Here is a 19,348-nt window from a genome sequence, read left to right as displayed (position 1 = left end):
AGCCTTGAACTAGTAGCGGAAAGGATGAAACTTTATTTTTACGATTCTCAGCATTTTCCAAGGTTGAGCGAAAATTAGGATGATACTTTAATGATTCCGGCCTCCATCCCCACAAAACGCTTGCAGATGGCAGAATTGAAATAAGTCATTGTTTTAAATGGATTTTTGCAGGAATTGCTACGTTGCAGGGTCCTGTAGTTAGGATGACACTTTATTTTCCTCCCACAGATAGGTATAGTGTTTTGCAGTTTAGAGGAGATATCGCGATGCATACGCGGAAGGCAATAACGGAGGCGCTTCAAAAACTCGGAGTCCAAACCGGTGACCTCTTGATGGTGCATGCCTCACTTAAAGCGATTGGTCCGGTCGAAGGAGGAGCGGAGACGGTCGTTGCCGCGTTACGCTCCGCGGTTGGGCCGACTGGCACTGTGATGGGATACGCGTCGTGGGACCGATCACCCTACGAGGAGACTCTGAATGGCGCTCGGCTGGATGACGAAGCCCGCCGTACCTGGCTGCCGTTCGATCCCGCAACAGCCGGGACTTACCGTGGGTTCGGCCTGCTGAATCAATTTCTGGTTCAAGCCCCCGGCGCGCGGCGCAGCGCGCACCCCGATGCATCGATGGTCGCGGTTGGTCCGCTGGCTGAAACGCTGACGGAGCCTCACGAACTCGGTCACGCCTTGGGGGAAGGATCGCCCGTCGAGCGGTTCGTTCGCCTTGGCGGGAAGGCCCTGCTGTTGGGTGCGCCGCTAAACTCCGTTACCGCATTGCACTACGCCGAGGCGGTTGCCGATATCCCCAACAAACGGTGGGTGACGTATGAGATGCCGATGCTTGGAAGAGACGGTGAAGTCGCCTGGAAAACGGCATCGGATTACGATTCAAACGGCATTCTCGATTGCTTTGCTATCGAAGGAAAGCCGGATGCGGTTGAAACTATAGCAAATGCTTACGTGAAGCTCGGTCGCCATCGAGAAGGTGTCGTGGGCTTTGCTCAGTGCTACCTGTTCGACGCGCAGGACATCGTGACGTTCGGCGTCACCTATCTTGAGAAGCATTTCGGAACCACTCCGATCGTGCCTCCGCACGAGGCCGTCGAGCGCTCTTGCGAGCCTTCAGGTTAGAGGCCGTCGACAATGATAATCTGGATCAACGGACCTTTCGGCGCCGGAAAGACGACGCTCGCTAAGCGGCTGCGCGATCGGCGTTCCAAATCGCTGATCTTTGACCCCGAGGAAATCGGGTTCGTGGTGAAAGAAACGGTCCCCATGCCAGCGAGCGGAGACTATCAGGATCTCCCCTTGTGGAGGGGACTTACGATCGCGGCGGTCAGGGAGATTCGAAGGAATTACTCGCAGGACATCATCATCCCAATGACGCTCGTGCACCCGGACTATCTGACTGAGATACTCGACGGGGTAAGGCGGATCGACGATCAGCTGCTGCACATCTTTCTGACGCTCAACGAGGACCTATTGCGTCACCGGATCGCGAACCAGACCATGCATCCTGACCCGAATCGAAATGCGGAGATTCGAGAGTGGCGATTAGCGAATGTCGCCCGATGCTTGGCCGCAAGGGAACGGCTTCCATGCACAACCCGTGTTCTCGATAGTGGTGCACACACCAGCGATGAACTCGCAGCGATGGTGCTCGACGGAATCGATGGGCGCACCTGATCGCCTTCGACGCCTGCGCAAAGCGTAGCGCGAGGGTGGCGGGCTCACGACCAAACGCCCAGAGGTCGATCATCGCAGGGATGTTTGGCTTTGTGGTGCGGACGACGGGACTCGAACCCGTACTCTCACAGAGAAGCAGATTTTCGTACCACCTCGACTTTCGCCGCCGTCTGATGACGTTCGTGGTCTGGACTGTCCCTTCGCCATTGCCCGAAGGCTTTAGGCGCCGCCCGTCCAGTCTCTACACCTTCCCCCGAAGGGGCTTGGCTCGGGATTGGCTTAGGGTATTGCCCGTTAGCGTTCCCCGACTTTGAGCGGTTCTACTCCGCGGATTTCCCCGCGGGCACTCCAATTTTAAAGTCTGCTGCGTCTACCGATTTCGCCACGTCCGCCTTTTTTCGCCGTTCCTAGCGCTCGTGCGATGCACCTATGTTGCACCTAGCGCCGAATCGTTCTTCGTCATCCTGAAAAACCACGTCTCCTAAAGCCTTGCATAGCTTATCTTTTCTCCACCACGAACTTTTTTGTGGGATGGTAGAAAAAAAGACTTTTTAAGTCCGCTGGCTTGCCAGGCCTTGTTAGCTTGTACGGTCATGGTTATCGGGTAAAGAATATTGACGGCATCGCTGGTGTCGGTGGCTGAAAAGCCGGCTCCCATCAGGGCAATAGCCATTTCAGATGCAGGCGTACAGGGCAATGGTCAACAGCTACAGCCTGTCTGACGATTCCGGCGTCATGGCTGCGGCGGCTATCACGCATTTTTTGTTCGGTCAGGCGGTGTTTTCGTACCTCAATGGTTGGAGCGTGTTGATCGGACCTGGTACAGGTTTGGACAGCACGGGCTGCAAATACGCAAGGGATTTAATGGGCCTGGTGGCGTTCACGGCTTTTATCGTGACGTTTCTGTTCAGGGGCTACTCATAATCTCGTGGCTCGGCGGTTCCCGGCACACCATGACAGTAAGGAAGGACCCTGTGTCTCAACTCTCCCAGCTTCGAAGCCCCGCCGCCGTGCAGGCTGCCATCGATGAGTTCGTGCAACTGGGCCGCACGAAATTCCTGGCGCGCCACGGCTACGGCAAGTCCCGCGACTTCCTGGTACGTGATCCGAAGACCGGCACCGATTGCGATTCCAAGGCCATCGCCGGTGTGGCCTTCGGCAAGCAATTTCCCGAGCAGGGCCCGCTCACTGCTGACAGCTTCTCCGGTGGCGAGGCGACCGTCGTTCCGGCGCTGACGCGGCTCGGGTTTCGCATCATTCGCATCGGCGAAGACTGGTCCGAAGAAGAGGTCCTGGCCACGGTCGAAGACTATTTCGACATGCTGCGTGCCGAGGCGGCTGGGGAGCCGTACAACAAGTCCGAGCACAACCAGGCACTGCGCCAACTGCTGAACGGTCGCAGCAAGTCTTCAGTCGAGCTCAAGCACCAGAACATTAGCGCCGTACTCGATGCCCTGGGCCTGCCCTATATCAACGGCTACAAGCCACGCGGCAACAGCCAACTGCTGCTGCGTAAATCCGTACACGCCTACGTTCTGGAACATCAGCAGACGGTCGGCGCTCTTGTCGATGCCCTGGAGGAGGTAAAACTTCCGGGTGACAAAACCTACCGAGCGGCTTTGGTAGAACCACCCGCCCGTGAAGTGCTTGTGCGTACCCCGGCATCTCTACGGCAACGCCTACCGCGAAAGTTCGATTATGCCGCTCGCGATGAAGCCAACCGCAAGCTGGGCCGGGCAGGGGAGCAGTGGGTGATTGGCTACGAACAGCAACGCCTGACCGAGCTCGGCCACCCAGAGCTTTTTCAGCGGCTGGATTGGGTGTCCGACACCCAGGGAGACGGTGCGGGGTTCGACATCCTGTCGTTCGAAGAGGACGCCCATGAGCGCTTCATCGAGGTGAAAACCACCAATGGCGGGGTAGGCTCGTCTTTCTTGGTCAGCCACAACGAACTCGAATTCTCCAAGGAGGCGGGCGATCAATTCCATCTGTATCGCGTGTTCCAGTTTCGGGACGGTCCGCGCCTGTTCACGCTACCCGGCGACCTCAGCCAACATGTGCATCTCAAGCCGACGGACTACCGGGCGAGTTTCCGGAGTTTGGTGGGGTAAAGGCAGGGTTCTGTTGAGCCGAATGGCTGTGTGCGGCCGATTCTGTTGAAAAAGTAGCGGCCTCCCCATGCCGTTGGCAAAATTGCTTTGTCAGCGAGCGTGGGGGCGAACAGCATGATGGGACAGTTACCGGGAGGACAGCAGCGCCTGTTCTACTCGTTCAATCTGGAAGATCACGTCCCGGCCCAACATCTCCTGCGCAGCATCGACCAGTGCTTGGATCTCAGTGATCTACGTGCCTACCTGGCAGATTTCTATAGCCCCATCGGGCGTCCCTCGATTGACCCGGAGTTGATGGTGCGCATGCTGGTCGTCGGCTACTTGCTATGGCATTCGTTCCGAGCGGCGATTGTGCGAAGAGGTGCACCTGAACCTGGCCTATCGCTGGTTCTGCCGGTTGGGTCTGGAAGACGAAGTCCCCAATCACTCGACCTTCTCGAAGAATCGCCATGGGCGTTTTCGTGACAGCGATCTATTCCGCTGGTTATTCAATGAGGTGCTGCGGCGCTGCATGGCAGCCGGCCTAGTCAAGGGTGAAGGTTTCGCCGTCGACGCCAGCATCATTAAGGCGGATGCCAGCCGGCAACGTGGGGTGGCGGGAGATGAGGTCGATTGGAACGATCCAAAGCTCAGCAGCCGCGCAGTGCGCGAGTACCTCGAAGCCCTTGATGAAGAGGCGCTGGCTGAGGCTCTTCCCAAGAAAATTTCGCTCACTGATCCTCAGTCCCGTTGGACAGCAGCGCCAGGTGGCCCGGCCTTTTTTGCCTACTCCACGAATTACCTGATCGACACTGAGCACGGTGTGATCATGGACGTGGAAGCTACCCCGGCGCACCGTACCGCCGAAGTCGATTCGACTAGGACGATGGTCGAGCGTGTCGAGGCGCAGTTCGATCTCACACCGGAACGCCTTATCGGCGATACCGCTTATGGCACCGCCCCGATGCTGGCCTGGATGGTCGAAGAAAAGGACATCGAACCGCATGTGCCGGTGTGGGACAAGACCGAGCGCAAGGACGACAGCCTCTCCAGTAACGACTTTCACTGGAGTCAGGACGCCAATGAATATCGCTGCCCAGCCGGCAAACCGCTACGCAGTGAATGGCGCGCCTTCACCCAGCAAAGGTCGCGGGTAACTAAGGCCAAAACCGTCATTTACCGCTCCAGCCAAACCGACTGCGCCACCTGCCCGTTGAAAGCGAAATGCTGCCCCAACACGCCGAATCGGAAGATCGTCCGCAGCATCCATGAGGCTGCCCGCGACGTGGCTCGACGCATCGCCAAGACACCGGAGTACCTCGTCTCTCGCTGCGAACGAAAGAAGGTGGAGATGCTTTTCGCCCACCTCAAACGGATCATGAAACTCGACCGTTTACGACTGCGTGGCCTAACGGGTGCCACTGACGAATTCACCTTGGCTGCGATGGTGCAGAACCTGCGCCGCATGGCCAAGCTTTTGCCTCAAGGGCCACCGCTGACGGGATAGGTATGCCTGCTACGAGCAGAAACCCTCAAATTAACCCTTAAACCTGAGCAAGGACGCTCAGTGAAACGCCGGAAGGCAACTTGAAGTGGCTTGCAGCCACTTCGACAGCAGGCACACCTGATCGGCAGGCTGCCGCTAAAGCTACTTTTTCAACAGAATCGGCCGATTTGTGCCGGTCGTCAAGGACCGCTTCGGATCACTCTCAACCGGATCGCGGGCCAGCTGATTTGCTAAAACCCGCGCCAAACTCAACGAAGGATTTCGCATGATCCGTTTTTTTTGGCGATCACGCTCGGCCTGATGGTTGGCTGCTCGTCGAGTTCAAGTTCGATCTGATCAGTGAGCGGTAGCGCAAGTGGATCGCCTCAGCCAAGCAGCGTTGTTGCCGGCGGCCGGAAGAAAGCCTTGAACTAGTAGCGGAAAGGATGAAACTTTATTTTTACGATTCTCAGCATTTTCCAAGGTTGAGCGAAAATTAGGATGATACTTTAATGATTCCGGCCTCCATCCCCACAAAACGCTTGCAGATGGCAGAATTGAAATAAGTCATTGTTTTAAATGGATTTTTGCAGGAATTGCTACGTTGCAGGGTCCTGTAGTTAGGATGACACTTTATTTTCCTCCCACACGCCCGGGCCTCCAGGCTCCCGCGAAAGGACGCGCCCTCGATGCAAACCCCCTCCCAGCTCCACCAACGCTTGAACGACCGCCGCTTCACCGTCGCCAACAACGCCCAGGGACTTTCTGGCTCGGGCACGGTGTTTCATTACCTTGTCGAGGGTGATGCCATCTCCGGCACGTACCAGGGCGGACACATTCGCCTGGGCACGCAAGTGGGCCGAGTGACAGGCCCAGACACTATCGAACTTCTGTTTCAATGCCTGACCTCGGACGGTGAGCTGCTGTCCGGTTGGTCGCGTGGCACGGTCGGCTTGGATGCTGTCGGGATTACCACACTGAGCTTTGTATGGGGTTGGTTGTCGGGGGCGACGGGTGGAGGGGAGTCCAGCTATGTAGAACTCATTGAGTCAGTTGAGAGATCAGAAAATAAATCGGAAAAATTTTCTGGAATAGCTGTATAAAACTGTCTTTATGTCCCGTTAATATTGAGCTTTAAGGAAAAACGGATCCGAAAATAAATCGGAAAAAGGTGAGGAAAATGACGCAGCAATTCATCTCCGGAAACCACTGGTTGGAACCTGTCTGGCCATCGCCTGGTTTCCCTGCGTCAATTTTACGGACGGCTGAAACGCTTTCGTTTCGTGCAGGGAAACTCACGGGTCTACTTCCCGAAAATACCGCCATCCGGATCGGCGGCCTGATGCGAATCACCAACAGCTATTACAGCAATCTCATTGAAGGCCAATTCACTGAGCCTGCAACGTTGTCTGCGCGAGTCCCCCGGCGTGACTCCAAACACCTGCGTGAGCTGGCCGAAAGTCATATCGGTGTTCAGGAGTTGTTGGAACGAGCGGTACGTCGGCCAAAATCAATCGAAGCCTCTTGGGGTGTTTTCTTTGCCCCTGAGCTCATTTCTGTCATCCATCGCCGCCTTTTTGCCAGTGCCAGTGATGAGGATTTGCGGCTCAGTGATGGCCGGCTACTTGTATCCGGTCAGTTGCGGGATGTAGCACAACGCAACGTGCTGGTAGGTGACCATGCTGCGCCTGCTTGGGAGTCCGTCACGCCAATGCTCAAACGCCTTCAGCAGGTATACGGCGGACAACCCGACCAGACCTCCCGAGTTCTCAGCGCACTGGCTTACCACCATCGTCTCGCATTTGTTCATCCATTTGAGGATGGCAATGGCCGGGTGGTCCGTATGGCCACGCATTTGCAGTTGATGCGACTTGGACTTGCGTCGCCCCTTTGGTCGCTTTCTCGAGGGCTGGCACGAAAACAAGATGAATACTATGGGCGCCTGCGAGCTGCTGATCAGCCTCGTCGAGGCGATCTCGATGGTCGAGGTCAGTTGACCCAACGCGGGTTGTTCGAGTTTGTAGAGTTCATGCTGCAAGTGTGTATCGACCAGATGGATTACGTAGAGCAATCCATGGGGCTTGTCAGCTTGCGCCAGCGACTTGAAAGGGTGATTGGACTCGAGAGTCGCTTCATCGAGTCCGGGGTAAAGCAGGATATGGCCAAGGCTATTCATATCTTGCTGACTCAGGGTGAAGTTGCCCGAGCAGATTTCAAGACCTTCTCAGGGCTTCATGATCGGGTGGCGAGTGATCAGCTTAAAAAATTGATCGATATGGGCGTGGTCGAGGCACCTTCGGCCAAGTCACGTTCGATCTTTCCTGGGCTTCCCGTGTGGTTTGCGCAGATGATCTTTCCTGATCTCCATCGGCGCTTTTATTAAACGGCAAAAGTAGGTGTGGGCGTTCTGTCCCTTTTGTGGACTAATTCCACATAGGTCGCCGCGCTTTACCTCTAAAATGCGACCCTGTGGATAACTCAGCCAGGGAATGCCTTCACCATGAACATCGAACTCCTAATCTCCGGCATCGTCGTGCTGATCATTGTTGTCGGCCTCGTCGGCTGGATGGTGGGCGTCTACAACGGCCTGGTGATGCGGCGTAACGATGTGGACAAGGCTTTCGCCAATATCGATGTGCTGCTCAAGCAACGGGCGGATCAGATCCCGGATCTGATGCGCGTGGTGCAGACCGCGATGAACCATGAGCGCGCGCTGTTTACCCGCCTCAGTGATGCGCGCCAGCAATACCTCAACGCCAGCAGCCTGAATGACAAGGTCGAGGCGTCCAACCAGTTGAATGCGGCGCTCAAGTCGGTGATTGCGGTGGCGGAGGGTTACCCGACGCTGATTTCCGGTCCCAACATGGTCGAGCTTCAGCAGGCGATCTCGGCTGTCGAAGAGCGCATCGCTGACCGTCGTGAATTCTTCAATGAGTCGGTCAATCTCTACAACATCGCTATCGCGGTGTTCCCCGACCTGTTTTTCGCGCGGATGCTCAGCTATCAACGCATTCCGCTGCTGGCCATCAGTGCCGAAGAAACCCGTTACGAAGGTGTGAAGCTTGAGGTGCCGGGGGCATGAAAACCACGCAGGCGGGAGAAGAGAAAAAGAAGTCGCGTTGGAAAACCCTGTTGGCGCTGTTGTGCCTGGCAGGGTTTGCCTGCTTGTTGGTCTACGCGCCGATGACCGTGGTGGCGATGTTTTTCCCGGTATTCGCCCTGGTGTGCCTGCTGGCCAGCTTCGGCCCCAACTTCTACAAGACCGAACAACGACTGGCCACCAGCCAGATACGGTCGCTGGCCATGGGCCTGGTAGAAATCCGTGGCAAGGTGATTGTGGATAAACCGCTGGTGTCTCCGGTGCACGGCAAGTCCTGCGCTGGCTACGTGTGGATCATCGAAGACGGCGAAAAGGACGACGACGGGCGCTGGAGTTGGAGCCGGGCCAAGAGCGAGGCGCGCTGCAACGACTTCCGTGTACAGGACGCCACGGGAGAAATCCGCGTCATTGCCGAAGGCATCGACCTGTTCGGCAACAAATCACCGGACGACTATGAACTGATCGGCAGCTCGCGCCGCCAAGGCGAAATCCTGCTGGTCCAAGACCTGGACGTGATGCTGATTGGCGACGCCTGCGAGCGCGATGGCCAGACCGTGATCGCCCAGGGCAAACAGTCCAAGGCTGTATTCGGCGTGGCACTGACCGAGGACGTGGAAAACCGCCGGGTGCTGGCGCCGTTGTGGCGTGTCGGTAGTTTCTACGGCGCGGTGGTGGCGATGCTCGGGGTTGGCGTGATGGCCATGACCCCTGCGCATTTTGCCCAATTGCAGTTGCCGGGCCCGGATACTTATCAACAGATGGAATCACTTGGGTCTGTGTATAAGCTGCTGGCCTGGCTGTACCGCGAGGGCGGTTTTCCGATCCCCTTCATGGCCGCGTTCGGCTTCATGCTGACGATTTTCGTGGTGTTGATATGGACCCGGCTGTTGCTGCCCAAAGGCATGCGCCTGGCGGTCGGTCGCGTACTCGGCGCTTGGATGGCGTTGGGCATGGTGATTGGTGGCGTGGTCACCCTGCTGCTGTTCGTCGCCCATGTGGATGCGTTGAAACAGTTTTTGGTGTGGATGCTGATCCTGCTGGGCACGCTGGTGTTCTCACTGTTTGAGCAGCGCAAGATGGGGGTTGCGTACAGGCATTTTGCCAAACGGGTGAGCAAGGGTAGTTTCAGCGATGAAGACGGATAATATTTAACTCACGGCTAGTTCGACCCGTGACCCGACTTCATTAGGCGTAAGTCCAAAGCCCACCACTAAACGATCAATGATCGTCTCCAGAGAGCCTTTTAATTTCAAGTCCTTAAGATTCACTTCTTCAAGCGCCAGACGCTCCAGGAACGTACTCATGTCGGTGCTTACTGCCGAGGGCAGGGTTATTGGTTGGTCTGAAAGTAATTGGCTTAAGGCAAGAACATCGTTCCTGTGCTTTTTGATGTTCTTGCTATCGACGGGTTCTCCGTTCGCTTTGGCGTCCAATAAGTTGAGCCAGGCTTTGGCCTTTAGAGGAATTAACCGATCAACGCTGATATGAGTGATATCCCCGAGAAGCTGTCGACCTTCCAGCAGGAAGGTGTAATAGGCGTCATCCAGTAAAAATGCAGATAGGCTGGATACTGAATCGTCTGTTGGGATAGGGACCAGCTTGGTATCTTCTGGGACTGCAAGTCCTTCAGGTGCTCGTGTAAACAGCTCGATTTGTACCGGATATTCTTCATCGCTTGGGTGTTGAAAGCGGAAGAAAACGGGCCGCTCTCCATCTCCCTGTTTGATCCTATAACCACCCGCCCGAATAGCGTTAGTCCTCTGATAGCCAAATGACTCTCTCCTTCAACTCATCCAGTGCAATCTGAATACGCTCATCGGGGCAGTCTTCCAGACTCAACAGTAACGATGCTTCATCCGCCAGGTTTTGCTCTTTCTTCAGGCTGGAGTAAGACCAGATCTCGACCCAGGCCCTCTGCTCATCGATGCCATCAGTCACCGTCACCTCAAGGCTATCAAACACCTTTCTCGTCATGCCGTAGACCGGCGAGGCAGGCTCGGCCAGCATTGAGACACTGGCCAGCGCGGTTTCCCCTGCCAGGTAAACCCCTTCACCCAGATGGAGCTTCCGATCGATAGGGAATTTTCGCTTAACTGGGGACCGCAGATAAGGACGTGCTTTTTGAAAAACCTCTGCTTGGGAGCCGCTGAATTCGTAGTGGTTGATGAAGCCTTTGCTCTGAGCTGGACGAATGATGTCCAACGTTAGCAACTGATGGATGACCTTGCCCAAGGTCACACGGCTGTATTTGTAAGGGCCCATGATTTGATTAGCAGTCAGGAGCGTATGGCTTTGCCAGCCGCGGTAGAGGCAGTGCAGCAACATTGCTTGCGATGCAGGCAACAGGGCACTGGTTTCTGCGTCAGCTCTGCGTTTACGGAAGTGCTCACGCAGGTCCAGCGCCAACTCGGGCACGAACATCTGATAGCCAGGCTGGATAAAGTTGATCTGCTGCTTGATCAGGCTGCGTCGCTCCAGCACGGACAACGATTTGCTGACGTATACGACCACCGCCTCTGTGGCTTTCAGAACGTGTTGGATGTGTTTTTTTAAAGCGACAGCGCCGGGGTAGGTATCGTCCGTTGGCAAAAGTAGAAGAATTGAAAGCGCAGGGGCAGAGCCGAGTTGAAGCGTGAGTTCAGCTATTCCATAGGCGTCCGTGATGAAGAACGGAAGCTTTAAGCCTGTTACCGTCGCCACGTCCGTTTCTATACCTAGAACAGATTGGACATAGGTACGTGTTTGGTCTCTGAGGTTATCCATGTGCGCAGCTCTTGTTAACCTATTTTTTTCACTGTAAACCCAAATGGGTTACACGTCAAAAAACTGGATAACATAGTGCCGTGGTTTAAGGCACAAACTCCACCTTCAACCCTCGACTCGTACTGCGCCCCTGATCATCACTGACCCGCAACCGATACTCCCCCGACTTGCCCGGTCGCCAGTTCAGCGTGCTTTGCGGCGGGCCCTGGCCGATCAAGGTTTGATCGGCAAACCAGTACAACGTCGCTGCGTCGCTAGCGGCGTTGGCATTCAGCGGGATGCTTTCCTGGGGCTGGGACAGGCGCAATTGATAGCTCACCTGGGTCAGCGGCGAGCGGATCTGCGGGGCTTCGCTCTGATCACTGAGGCGGTTGGGCTGGCAGTTTTTCATCACGCTGGGCGGGGTACGTCGCGGCAGGCCGGCGGCGCGGTACAGGCGTTGCACGTCGCTGGGCCAGAATTCGAAGACTTCTTCGCGGGTGTATTGCGCGTCAAACGGCGGGCAGGCGGCCTTGCCGGTACGGGTGTCGATCAGCACCGGGCGGTGCAGGTTGGACACGCGAATTGGCGACACGCCGGGGATGTACCAGGTCTTGCGGGTTTGCGGGCACCAGCGGTTGGGCAACTCGCCGGACGCGGCGCAAACATCGATGCGCACCAGCCCGGCGGGCGGTTTGTCGGCCTTGATGACCACGTTGGGCAAAGCCAGGGGCAGAGCGTCTGTGATGCGAAAGAATAAGGGCGCGGCAGTCTTGGCACCGATAAATGCTGGGTTCGGCCGGCCATCGAAATTACCCACCCACACCACCAGCACGTAGGGGCCCACCAGTCCTGCACTCCACGCATCATGAAAACCCCAGGAAGTGCCGGTTTTCCAGGCGGTACGCCAGTGGCGTCCGGGCAGACCATCCGGGCGAGGGTTTCGGCGCAGCATATCGCGAACCATGAACGCCGCCTGGGGCGTCAGCAGTGGGGCGCCGGTGGTCTGGGGCTGTTCCTGCAAATAGCGCAATGGCCGCAGATGCCCGTCCCCGGCCAACATCACGTACAGACGCGCCAATTCTTCCGGGGTCATTTCACCGCCACCGAGGGCCAGGGCCAGGCCGTAATGGCTTTCGTCACGCAGGCCTTTGATCCCGGCGCGTTGTAATAGTCCATACAGGGAAGGCGACTTGACCTGGCTGGCGAGCCACACCGCCGGGATGTTACGACTACGGATCAGGGCGTCCCGCGCGGTCAGTGGGCCGACAAAACTACCGTCGAAATTTTCCGGCTGGAAGTAGCCGAAGTTACTCGGCAGGTCCTTCAGGATGCTCATGGGGTGGATCACCCCTTGGTCTAGCGCCAGCCCGTACAGGAACGGCTTGAGCGTCGACCCTGGCGAGCGCCGCGACAGCACGCCATTGACCTGGCCGTGAAGGCTTGTGGATAAATAATCCGCCGACCCGACCAAGGCCTTGACGCTCTGGTCGCGGCTGTCGATCAGGATCGCCGTAGCGTTTTCCACACCGGTGCTGCGCCGTTCGGCGATGAAGCCGGTGATCAGGCGTTCGAGCAATTGTTGCAGCGGCAGGTTGAGGGTGCTGTTCAGCTCATTACCGGGCTGGGACGCCAGCAGTTGTTCACTCAAATGCGGCGCCAGGAACGGAATCTGCTGGCGGTTGCGTGCTTCCAGGGGCAAGTCCAACAAGCTGTCATTGCGCGGGTCTTGTGGATAAGTCTCGCGCCAGTCAGCCATCAAGCGCTGCCGCGCCTGTTGCAGCGACGGGCCGAAGCGTGCGCGTCGCCCCGGTTGCTGCGGAATCACCGCCAGCGCCAGCGCCTCGGAAAGCGACAACTGCGTCGCCGACTTGCCGAAGTAAATACGGCTGGCCGCCTCGGCACCTTCGATATTGCCGCCCATCGGCGCCAGGTTCAGATAGGCCTCAAGGATGTCGTGCTTGCTGTAGCGCGCCTCCAGCCACAGCGCCAAGGCCATCTGCTGCAACTTGCCCGGCACCTGGCGGGTGTTCAAATTCCACAGGCGCCGTGCCAATTGCATGCTCAAGGTCGAGCCGCCCTGGCGCTGGCCACCGCTGTAGGTTGCCATGGCCGCGCGCAGTAACGCCGGGGGATTGATCCCCGGATGCCAGTAGAAATTGCGGTCTTCCTTGAGCAGCAAGGCTTCGACCAATGAAGGAGAAATCCGCTCCAACGATAGCCAAAGACGGTATTGCCCGTCATCCGCCAAGGTCATGCGCAGCAGCGAGCCATCATCGGCCAACACCACACGTGATGACGTGACGGCTTGCTCCAGCGGCGCATGTGGCCATAGACGCAGCCCCACCAGGACCACCGCCGCTGCGAACAGCGGCAGTGTCAGGCGCTTAAGGCTTGGTAATTTCAAGCTGGCCTACTTTGCCGCGCCCTTGCAGGGTGGTTTCGTACATGCCTTCGGCATAGGCCGGTGGCGTATTGAAAGTGCCCGCGTTGGTAGCGCGCACGCGGTAGACGAAAGTGCCTACATCACGCAGCGCGGTGCCGTACAACACCACTCGATCATCGCGCACATCGACGTACTCCGGCTGCCAGTTGCTCAGCTCGGTTTCGCCGATGGGGGCTTGCCAGCTTTCTTCTTCCTGGCTGTCCTCTTCCACGTACTCGGACTCTTCGCCTTCACCTTCCTCGCTGCTGGCGGCTTCCGGCTCCGGCGGCAAGTTATACACAGGCTCGACGCCACCCGGCAGCAGGTCGACCACGGCCACTTGTTGCACCTGGTCACGGTCGGTCGCGCGCAGACGCAGGCGCACCAGGAACTCATCACCTACCGCGACCTTGCTCACCGGCTCGCCCTTGAGGTCGAGGTATTCGTGGATGATCTCCAGGCCATTGGTGATCGGCTTGAGCTTGGCGCCCTTGTCGAAACCGGCTTCGCTGAGCATGAAGAACGCCGCCGGGCCGTCGGATTTTTCCATCACCAGCTTCTGCGTCGCGCCCGGCACGGCGGCGCGGGGTGGCTGACCGGCCATCTCCAGCAATTGCTGCTGCTTGTCCCCCAGCCAGGCCGTGGCCTTGAGGGTCATGTCGCTTTGCGCGCGCTGGCCGTAGTTGTCCAGGGCGCGCAGCAGCAGGGCCGCCGACAGCGAGTTGTAACGCTGCTCGTTGAGGCGCTTACCGAGTTTATCCAGCAGCGCTGCAGGCACATCGTCCATCAGCTCTGGGAAATGTCGCGCCAACAGGTGCAGGTGTTCGGCGTCGTGCACCAGCGGGTCGTAGTACAAACCGTCGCTGTCCCACTTATCCACAAGCGAGCGCCAGGGGATTTTGCGGAACAGCGTGTCAGCCTGGCGATCCTGCTTGAGCAGCTTGTAGCTGGCCGCCAGGTAAGCGGCGCCCAGGTCGTTCTGCCAGCTGTCCTTGAAGTAGCCCTCGTAGCGCTCGCGGATATCGCTCAAGGCGCCGCTTACCAGAATCCCCTGACGGCTTAGCAGGTAACTGGCGTAGGCGCGATTGCGCAATTCCGACAGGCCTTCGCTAGGGCCATTGGCCAGGTCTGTCAGATACGCATTCGAACGCACCAACAGGTCTTCCGGCACCGGTAGGCCACGCTCCTTGGCTTCGATCAGGAAGTCGGTGGCGTACAGGCTGGCGTACGGCGCCACGTCCGGGTTGGCCGCCCACAAACCAAAGCCGCCGGCCTGGTTCTGGCGCTGGCGCAGCATGCGCACCGCACTGCCGAAGGCTTGTTCGGCCTCAGGTGCGTTGCCGCCCCAGATCAACGCCGGCATGGCCTTGGACACCAGTTGCTCGGTGCAGGCGTAGCCGTAGTCGTCCAGGTAATGCTTGAGGCCGTTGGCCCACACCAGTGGCGAGGCCGCCACGCCCAACTGTACGTCGCGCAATTGGCTGAACAATTCGCGGGTCGGCTTGAGCTCCTTGCTGGCGCTCTCAAAGCGACCCAGGCTCAGGGCGACGCGATGTTCGCTCAGTGGGCGGATCGAAGTGGTTTCGGCCACCTGGATGCGTTTGCCATCCGGCAGCACTGCGACAAATCGAAGGTCCGCCGAGCCGAGTGTTTCGCCAACCTTGATCTTGAACTCGGCGGTGCCTTCCTTGCGAGGTTGCAGGGACAAGGTGCTGCCCTTGTCGCCCTGTACCTTCAGGCCATCGCTGGTCTGCAGTTCAAACTTCACCTCTGTCGCCGCGTCGAGGTTGCTGAACACCCCGGCGCTGACGTTGAACACATCCCCCGGCGCCACAAAGGCCGGCACGTTGGGCGTGATCACGATCGGGCCGCGCACGTCGGTATTGGTTTCGCTGACGCCGACACTGTCGCTGTCCACCGCCACCGCAAACAGGTGCAGCTTGCCGTTGAAGCTGTCCGGCACCTGGTAATGCAGTACGGTTTCGCCAGCGGGCAGGTCGACCAGTCCAGACCACCAAGCCACAGGCGGCTGGTGTTTACGCTTGAACGGGTTGAGGTGATTGGCCAGCGCGCCTTCCGTATCGCCACCGGGCGCTGCCCCACTGAGCAGACGGCTGAATTCCGGCAGGATCAGGTCAAGAATCTGACTGGTGCCGACCTCCAGCGCACGCTTCTGGAAGAAGAAGCCCAGCGGATCCGGCGTCTGGTAGCGCGCCACTTGCAGGATGCCTTCGTCCACCGCATAAACCACTGCTCGGCCTGGGCGGTCGGCGTTGACCTTGATGTCGAGCATCTGCCCCGGCTCAATCTTCGCCGGGCCTTCAACCTTCAGCGTCATGCGCCGCGCATCCAGGTTGATGCTGAAGGGCACGACGCCATAGGACAGCGGGCTCATATACACCTCGGCCGAGCCCATGTCGCGCACAAACTGCACGTTGACGTAGGCATTGCCCTCAAGCCCTGCAGGCACGCGGATATGTTGCACGCTGTTGGTGCTGTCGGCCTTGAACCATTGCTGGGTGTAGACCTTGTCCCGCTCGATGGTGATCAAGCCGGCACCGGTATACGGCGCGCGAATGCTGATGGCGATTTCATCACCGGTGGCGTAGCTGCGTTTATCCAGGCGCAGTTGCAACTCGGCATTGCGTTCCAGCGAGCGTGAGGTGTTGCCTCGTCCGGCCACGCTGTAGTCGATCTGGTTGAGCAGGTTGCCGTTGGCGTCTTTCAATTGCAGGGTGAAGTCACCCGGTGTGCCGGTGTTCAGGGCCTGCTTGGCGCCTTCCTGGGTCATCACCAGCGGTGAGGCCGGCTGGCTGATGTTCTTGATGCGCGACTCGTACTTGTAGGTGCCGTTGGATTGTTTCACCAGCACCGACACATAACGATGCTCGACCACCTCTGTAGTCAGGCCGTCCACCGCCAGGGGCGAAAGGTCCGGCGCGACGGCCAGCCATTGCACTTGGCGCGGCGCATCCTTGGCGACGTACGACAGCGAATCCTGACTTTTCACACCCACAAGGTAGGGCGCGGACGACACCAGCAAGGCACTTTGCGCCGCCACATTGCGCCCACCTTCGGCTTCGAACACCTGGCTCATCACCTGCAGGCGATAGGTGCTATTGGCGAAGCGTTGCAGGTTGAGGTCGAGCACGGCCTGGCCGTTATCGTCGACGGTGGTTTCGGCCAGGTCTTCCGTGGTGGCGTCTTCCAGGGAGTCGTTGAGACGGAAACGGTAATCCGGGTAACGATCAAACGCCGCGAGCGTCGGGCTCAGGGACATTTTGGCGGTCACGCGACGGCCGGACGCCGGGGCGCCAAACAGATGCATCGCGGTGACCTTGGCCACCACTTGGTCCGGTGGAATCCAGCCTGGCACAGGCGTGTCGTGCAAACTCAGGCTGACCTTCATGCGGTCCGGTTCGAAGTCACGGACCTTGAAGCTCACGCTGCCCAGGTCGGTGCGGGTCTGCTTCTGGCCGATCAACTGCAAGGTCGCGGTGTATTCCCCGGCGGGAGCGACTTCACTGCTGGGGAAATCAAAGGTTTCAAAACCGCTGGCGGACAGCTTCAACGGTTGGCGAATCACTTCCAGGCCACGGGGGTCGGTGATTTGCAGTTCCACCGGCAGGCCCAGCAGGGCGCCTTTCCAGTTGCCGCTGCGCACGATCATGCCCAGGTGCGCGGTTTCGCCCGGACGGTACAGGCCGCGATCAGTAAACAGGTAGGCGCTGAGGCGATCGATCGCACCGTCTTCTTCCAAACCGCCTACATCGAAGCGCGACAGATCCAGTTGCTGGGACTGACGGGCGATCGGCAAAAACGACTGGTCATTGCCGCGAGTGACCACATACATCAGCGGCGTTTTCTCACGGCGCAGTTCATCCAGCTTGGCGAAGTGCGCGTGGCCTTCGGCATCGGTGCGGCCGCTGCTCACCGGCAGACCGTTACGCCCAATGATGTCGACTTGCGCGTCGGACACCGGCGAACCGTTGCCGATGGACTGCACATACACGTCATGGCTGCCATCGCTGGAACGCTTGGCGATGATGCCCAGGTCCGTCACCACGATAAAACGCAGGTCGCTGGTGCTGCTGCGGTCGTACTCGAAAGTGCGTTGGGCCGGGTCATCCTGCGGGCTCAACTTGAGTACGAAAATCCCGCGACGGCCGCCATTGGCGGTGAGGTAGTGGCTGAGGTCCACGTTGTCGTAGACGGTTTTCGCCGGGTCATTGGATGACAGCGGGATATCCAGCGACTGACGCTCGACCATGCGGTCGAAGTACTCGTTGCCGAAGTTCGGCCGGGCAAAGCTGCCGCTGCTTTGGTCCACCAGGTGTTGCAACTGGTTGGGCAGCAGGCGGGCGATTTCCACATGGGCGCCAGGCACACCGCGAGCCATGAAGCCCAGGCGTTTTTCACCATTGAGGCTGAGTAAGGCGCCGTCAGACAGGAACTGCAAGGTGCGTGGGTAAGCCGGCATGCTGATCAGCGACGCCGTAGGATTCTTCGCCAGGTAGCCGCCGATGGCTTCCAGGTTGGCGGGGACTCGCACGTACACCGCGCGCCCGGCCGGGGCCTTGAATTTGAAGGCGTGCAGGGTATTCAGCGGTTCGACGCTGGGCACATGGGTCAGGTTGAGCTTGTTGCTGCGGGCGAGCAGGGCGTCGTCGATGTCGTTGCTGTTGTAGGGGCGCGTGTCGTCCTGGGCTTTTTCCGGCAACAACCAGGCCTGGACCTTACCGGCGATGGTCTCGTCGGCGACGGCGCTGGAACTGCTGAACATCAACACCGGCTCTGGTTCACCTCGTGCGTTGTCGACAAAACTCACTTCGGCGCCGGTGAAGGTCAGGCGATAGCGGCCGGGCACGGTGACTTCCGACACCAGCGGCGCGGTGCTGGCGTTGCCGCCGTCGCGGGCCTTGATGCCTTCGTCGAGCTTGGCGCTGACAGGCGTGCTTTCCAGTGGCGTGGCCAGGGCGGCGGAGCGCACGTACGCGTTGAGTTTTTTCTCGTCGAAGGTGATTTCCGGGCGGTTGGGCAACTGGGCGTCGCGGTAGGCCAGGCCTTTGCCGAGGGTTACCGTGACGCGCTTGCGGAGGTTGTCTTCATCCACCGGGTGGGAAAAATGGAAGGTCGCCACCAGCTGTTTCAGCGTCGGGTTGGACGGGTCCTGGTACAGCTCGTTTTGCGCCAGGGTGGCGCGGAACGGTTGGGTGGAAAACTGCGTGCTGTACTGGTCGAGCAACACGCCGTCGGCGAGCAGGTTTTTCTTCGCCATGTCCAGGGTGTAATGGGCGTCGATGGGCCAGTCTTTTTCCGGCACGAACAACAGGCTGCGGTCATCCGCCCAGCGCCAGGTGCCCGCCACCGCAGGTTTAAGGGTAATACCCTCGGTGACCGGTTTGCCGATGGCCGACAACGGAGCCACGGATTCGCCAAAGCGCACCTGCAAGTTATCCACAACCGGCGTTTGCTGGGTGTAGTCGGTAAGGTTGGGTTTGTGCAGCGAGTAGCTCGCGGTATGCGGCTGTGGCAGGTTGGAGTACCAATGCCAGCCGTAGAAACCGGCGGCGGCCAGCAATACCAGGCCCACTAAGCCGGCACCGGTTTGACGCGGATAAGCGCGCGCCTTTCTGCCCAGGTTCGCCAGCCCACGCCAGACTGCACGCAGCCAGAGCGGCGGATGCCATTGACCAAAGACGGCCCCCACCACAGTCAATAACGCACCGACAATACGGCGGCTGATCGCTTTGAACGAATCGAACATGGTGAGCATCCCTGGCTAAGTGCGGCGTATCTTACACGCGTCTTTGATACAAAAGA

The 19,348-nt window shown here is 58.7% G+C and carries 13 protein-coding genes and 1 pseudogene; 9 read left to right on the top strand and 5 right to left on the bottom strand.

The window, feature by feature from the left end:
- Positions 1–266 precede the first annotated feature (266 nt).
- Positions 267–1,127, top strand: a complete 861-nt coding sequence (gene aac(3)-IId, locus OZ428_RS33210) for an aminoglycoside N-acetyltransferase AAC(3)-IId (protein WP_000557454.1) — start codon at positions 267–269, stop codon at positions 1,125–1,127.
- A gap of 12 nt (positions 1,128–1,139) precedes the next feature.
- Entirely contained in the window at positions 1,140–1,682 is a 543-nt protein-coding gene (locus OZ428_RS33205; protein ID WP_000587837.1) for an AAA family ATPase, read from the top strand.
- Positions 1,683–2,163: 481 nt separating this feature from the next.
- On the opposite strand, the gene OZ428_RS33200 is transcribed toward OZ428_RS33205, so the two are convergent.
- Positions 2,164–2,355 (bottom strand): hypothetical protein, encoded by a 192-nt coding sequence (locus tag OZ428_RS33200; RefSeq protein WP_000951934.1) that lies wholly within the window; start codon positions 2,353–2,355, stop codon positions 2,164–2,166.
- A gap of 23 nt (positions 2,356–2,378) precedes the next feature.
- On the opposite strand from OZ428_RS33200, the gene OZ428_RS33195 reads away from it, so the two are divergent.
- The 7 genes and pseudogenes from OZ428_RS33195 to OZ428_RS33165 all read left to right on the top strand — a co-directional run bounded on the left by OZ428_RS33195 (position 2,379) and on the right by OZ428_RS33165 (position 9,503).
- On the top strand, positions 2,379–2,606 hold the full coding sequence (locus tag OZ428_RS33195; protein ID WP_000248278.1) for a hypothetical protein: 228 nt from the start codon (positions 2,379–2,381) through the stop codon (positions 2,604–2,606).
- Between the two features lie 50 nt (positions 2,607–2,656).
- Positions 2,657–3,793: a DUF3883 domain-containing protein gene (locus OZ428_RS33190; protein WP_000080860.1), complete on the top strand. Its 1,137-nt coding sequence runs from the start codon at positions 2,657–2,659 to the stop codon at positions 3,791–3,793.
- A gap of 114 nt (positions 3,794–3,907) precedes the next feature.
- A pseudogene (locus tag OZ428_RS33185) lies at positions 3,908–5,279 on the top strand (IS1182-like element ISCfr1 family transposase).
- A 668-nt stretch (positions 5,280–5,947) separates the two neighbouring features.
- A complete protein-coding gene (locus OZ428_RS33180) occupies positions 5,948–6,361 on the top strand; it encodes a hypothetical protein (RefSeq protein ID WP_269132367.1) in 414 nt (137 codons plus the stop codon).
- A gap of 77 nt (positions 6,362–6,438) precedes the next feature.
- Positions 6,439–7,641 carry a Fic family protein gene (locus tag OZ428_RS33175; RefSeq protein WP_269132366.1) on the top strand — a complete coding sequence of 401 codons (1,203 nt, stop codon included), beginning with the start codon at positions 6,439–6,441 and terminating at the stop codon, positions 7,639–7,641.
- Positions 7,642–7,758: 117 nt separating this feature from the next.
- Positions 7,759–8,340 carry a LemA family protein gene (locus OZ428_RS33170; protein WP_133078452.1) on the top strand — a complete coding sequence of 194 codons (582 nt, stop codon included), beginning with the start codon at positions 7,759–7,761 and terminating at the stop codon, positions 8,338–8,340.
- The gene (locus tag OZ428_RS33165) at positions 8,337–9,503 is read left to right on the top strand and encodes a hypothetical protein (protein ID WP_133078451.1); all 1,167 of its coding nucleotides are present in this window, start codon (positions 8,337–8,339) and stop codon (positions 9,501–9,503) included. The genes OZ428_RS33170 and OZ428_RS33165 overlap by 4 nt, the downstream gene beginning before the upstream one ends.
- A 3-nt stretch (positions 9,504–9,506) precedes the next feature.
- Here the strand turns inward: OZ428_RS33165 and OZ428_RS33160 are convergent, their stop codons facing one another.
- The 4 genes from OZ428_RS33160 to OZ428_RS33145 all read right to left on the bottom strand — a co-directional run bounded on the left by OZ428_RS33160 (position 9,507) and on the right by OZ428_RS33145 (position 19,292).
- Positions 9,507–9,791 carry a hypothetical protein gene (locus tag OZ428_RS33160; RefSeq protein WP_269132365.1) on the bottom strand — a complete coding sequence of 95 codons (285 nt, stop codon included), beginning with the start codon at positions 9,789–9,791 and terminating at the stop codon, positions 9,507–9,509.
- A gap of 319 nt (positions 9,792–10,110) precedes the next feature.
- On the bottom strand, positions 10,111–11,121 hold the full coding sequence (locus tag OZ428_RS33155; protein ID WP_133078449.1) for a hypothetical protein: 1,011 nt from the start codon (positions 11,119–11,121) through the stop codon (positions 10,111–10,113).
- An 85-nt stretch (positions 11,122–11,206) separates the two neighbouring features.
- Positions 11,207–13,507, bottom strand: coding sequence for a penicillin-binding protein 1C (pbpC, locus tag OZ428_RS33150; RefSeq protein ID WP_269132364.1), 2,301 nt, complete (start codon positions 13,505–13,507; stop codon positions 11,207–11,209).
- Positions 13,488–19,292: an MG2 domain-containing protein gene (locus OZ428_RS33145; RefSeq protein WP_269132363.1), complete on the bottom strand. Its 5,805-nt coding sequence runs from the start codon at positions 19,290–19,292 to the stop codon at positions 13,488–13,490. Before OZ428_RS33145 ends, pbpC begins: the two co-directional genes overlap by 20 nt.
- Between the last annotated feature and the right edge of the window lie 56 nt (positions 19,293–19,348).

This window comes from Pseudomonas sp. GXZC (assembly GCF_026967615.1).
Lineage (GTDB): Bacteria > Pseudomonadota > Gammaproteobacteria > Pseudomonadales > Pseudomonadaceae > Aquipseudomonas > Aquipseudomonas azotoformans_A.
This window is presented reverse-complemented; position numbering and strand designations above follow the sequence as displayed.

What these genes read in the sequence shown, in the direction of transcription:
- OZ428_RS33205 (WP_000587837.1), top strand. Translation starts at nt 1,140, where the DNA reads ATGATAATCTGGATCAACGGACCTTTCGGCGCCGGAAAGACGACGCTC.
- OZ428_RS33200 (WP_000951934.1), bottom strand. Translation starts at nt 2,355, where the DNA reads ATGGCTATTGCCCTGATGGGAGCCGGCTTTTCAGCCACCGACACCAGC.
- OZ428_RS33195 (WP_000248278.1), top strand. Translation starts at nt 2,379, where the DNA reads ATGGTCAACAGCTACAGCCTGTCTGACGATTCCGGCGTCATGGCTGCG.
- OZ428_RS33180 (WP_269132367.1), top strand. Translation starts at nt 5,948, where the DNA reads ATGCAAACCCCCTCCCAGCTCCACCAACGCTTGAACGACCGCCGCTTC.
- OZ428_RS33175 (WP_269132366.1), top strand. Translation starts at nt 6,439, where the DNA reads ATGACGCAGCAATTCATCTCCGGAAACCACTGGTTGGAACCTGTCTGG.
- OZ428_RS33170 (WP_133078452.1), top strand. Translation starts at nt 7,759, where the DNA reads ATGAACATCGAACTCCTAATCTCCGGCATCGTCGTGCTGATCATTGTT.
- OZ428_RS33165 (WP_133078451.1), top strand. Translation starts at nt 8,337, where the DNA reads ATGAAAACCACGCAGGCGGGAGAAGAGAAAAAGAAGTCGCGTTGGAAA.
- OZ428_RS33155 (WP_133078449.1), bottom strand. Translation starts at nt 11,121, where the DNA reads ATGGATAACCTCAGAGACCAAACACGTACCTATGTCCAATCTGTTCTA.
- OZ428_RS33145 (WP_269132363.1), bottom strand. Translation starts at nt 19,292, where the DNA reads ATGTTCGATTCGTTCAAAGCGATCAGCCGCCGTATTGTCGGTGCGTTA.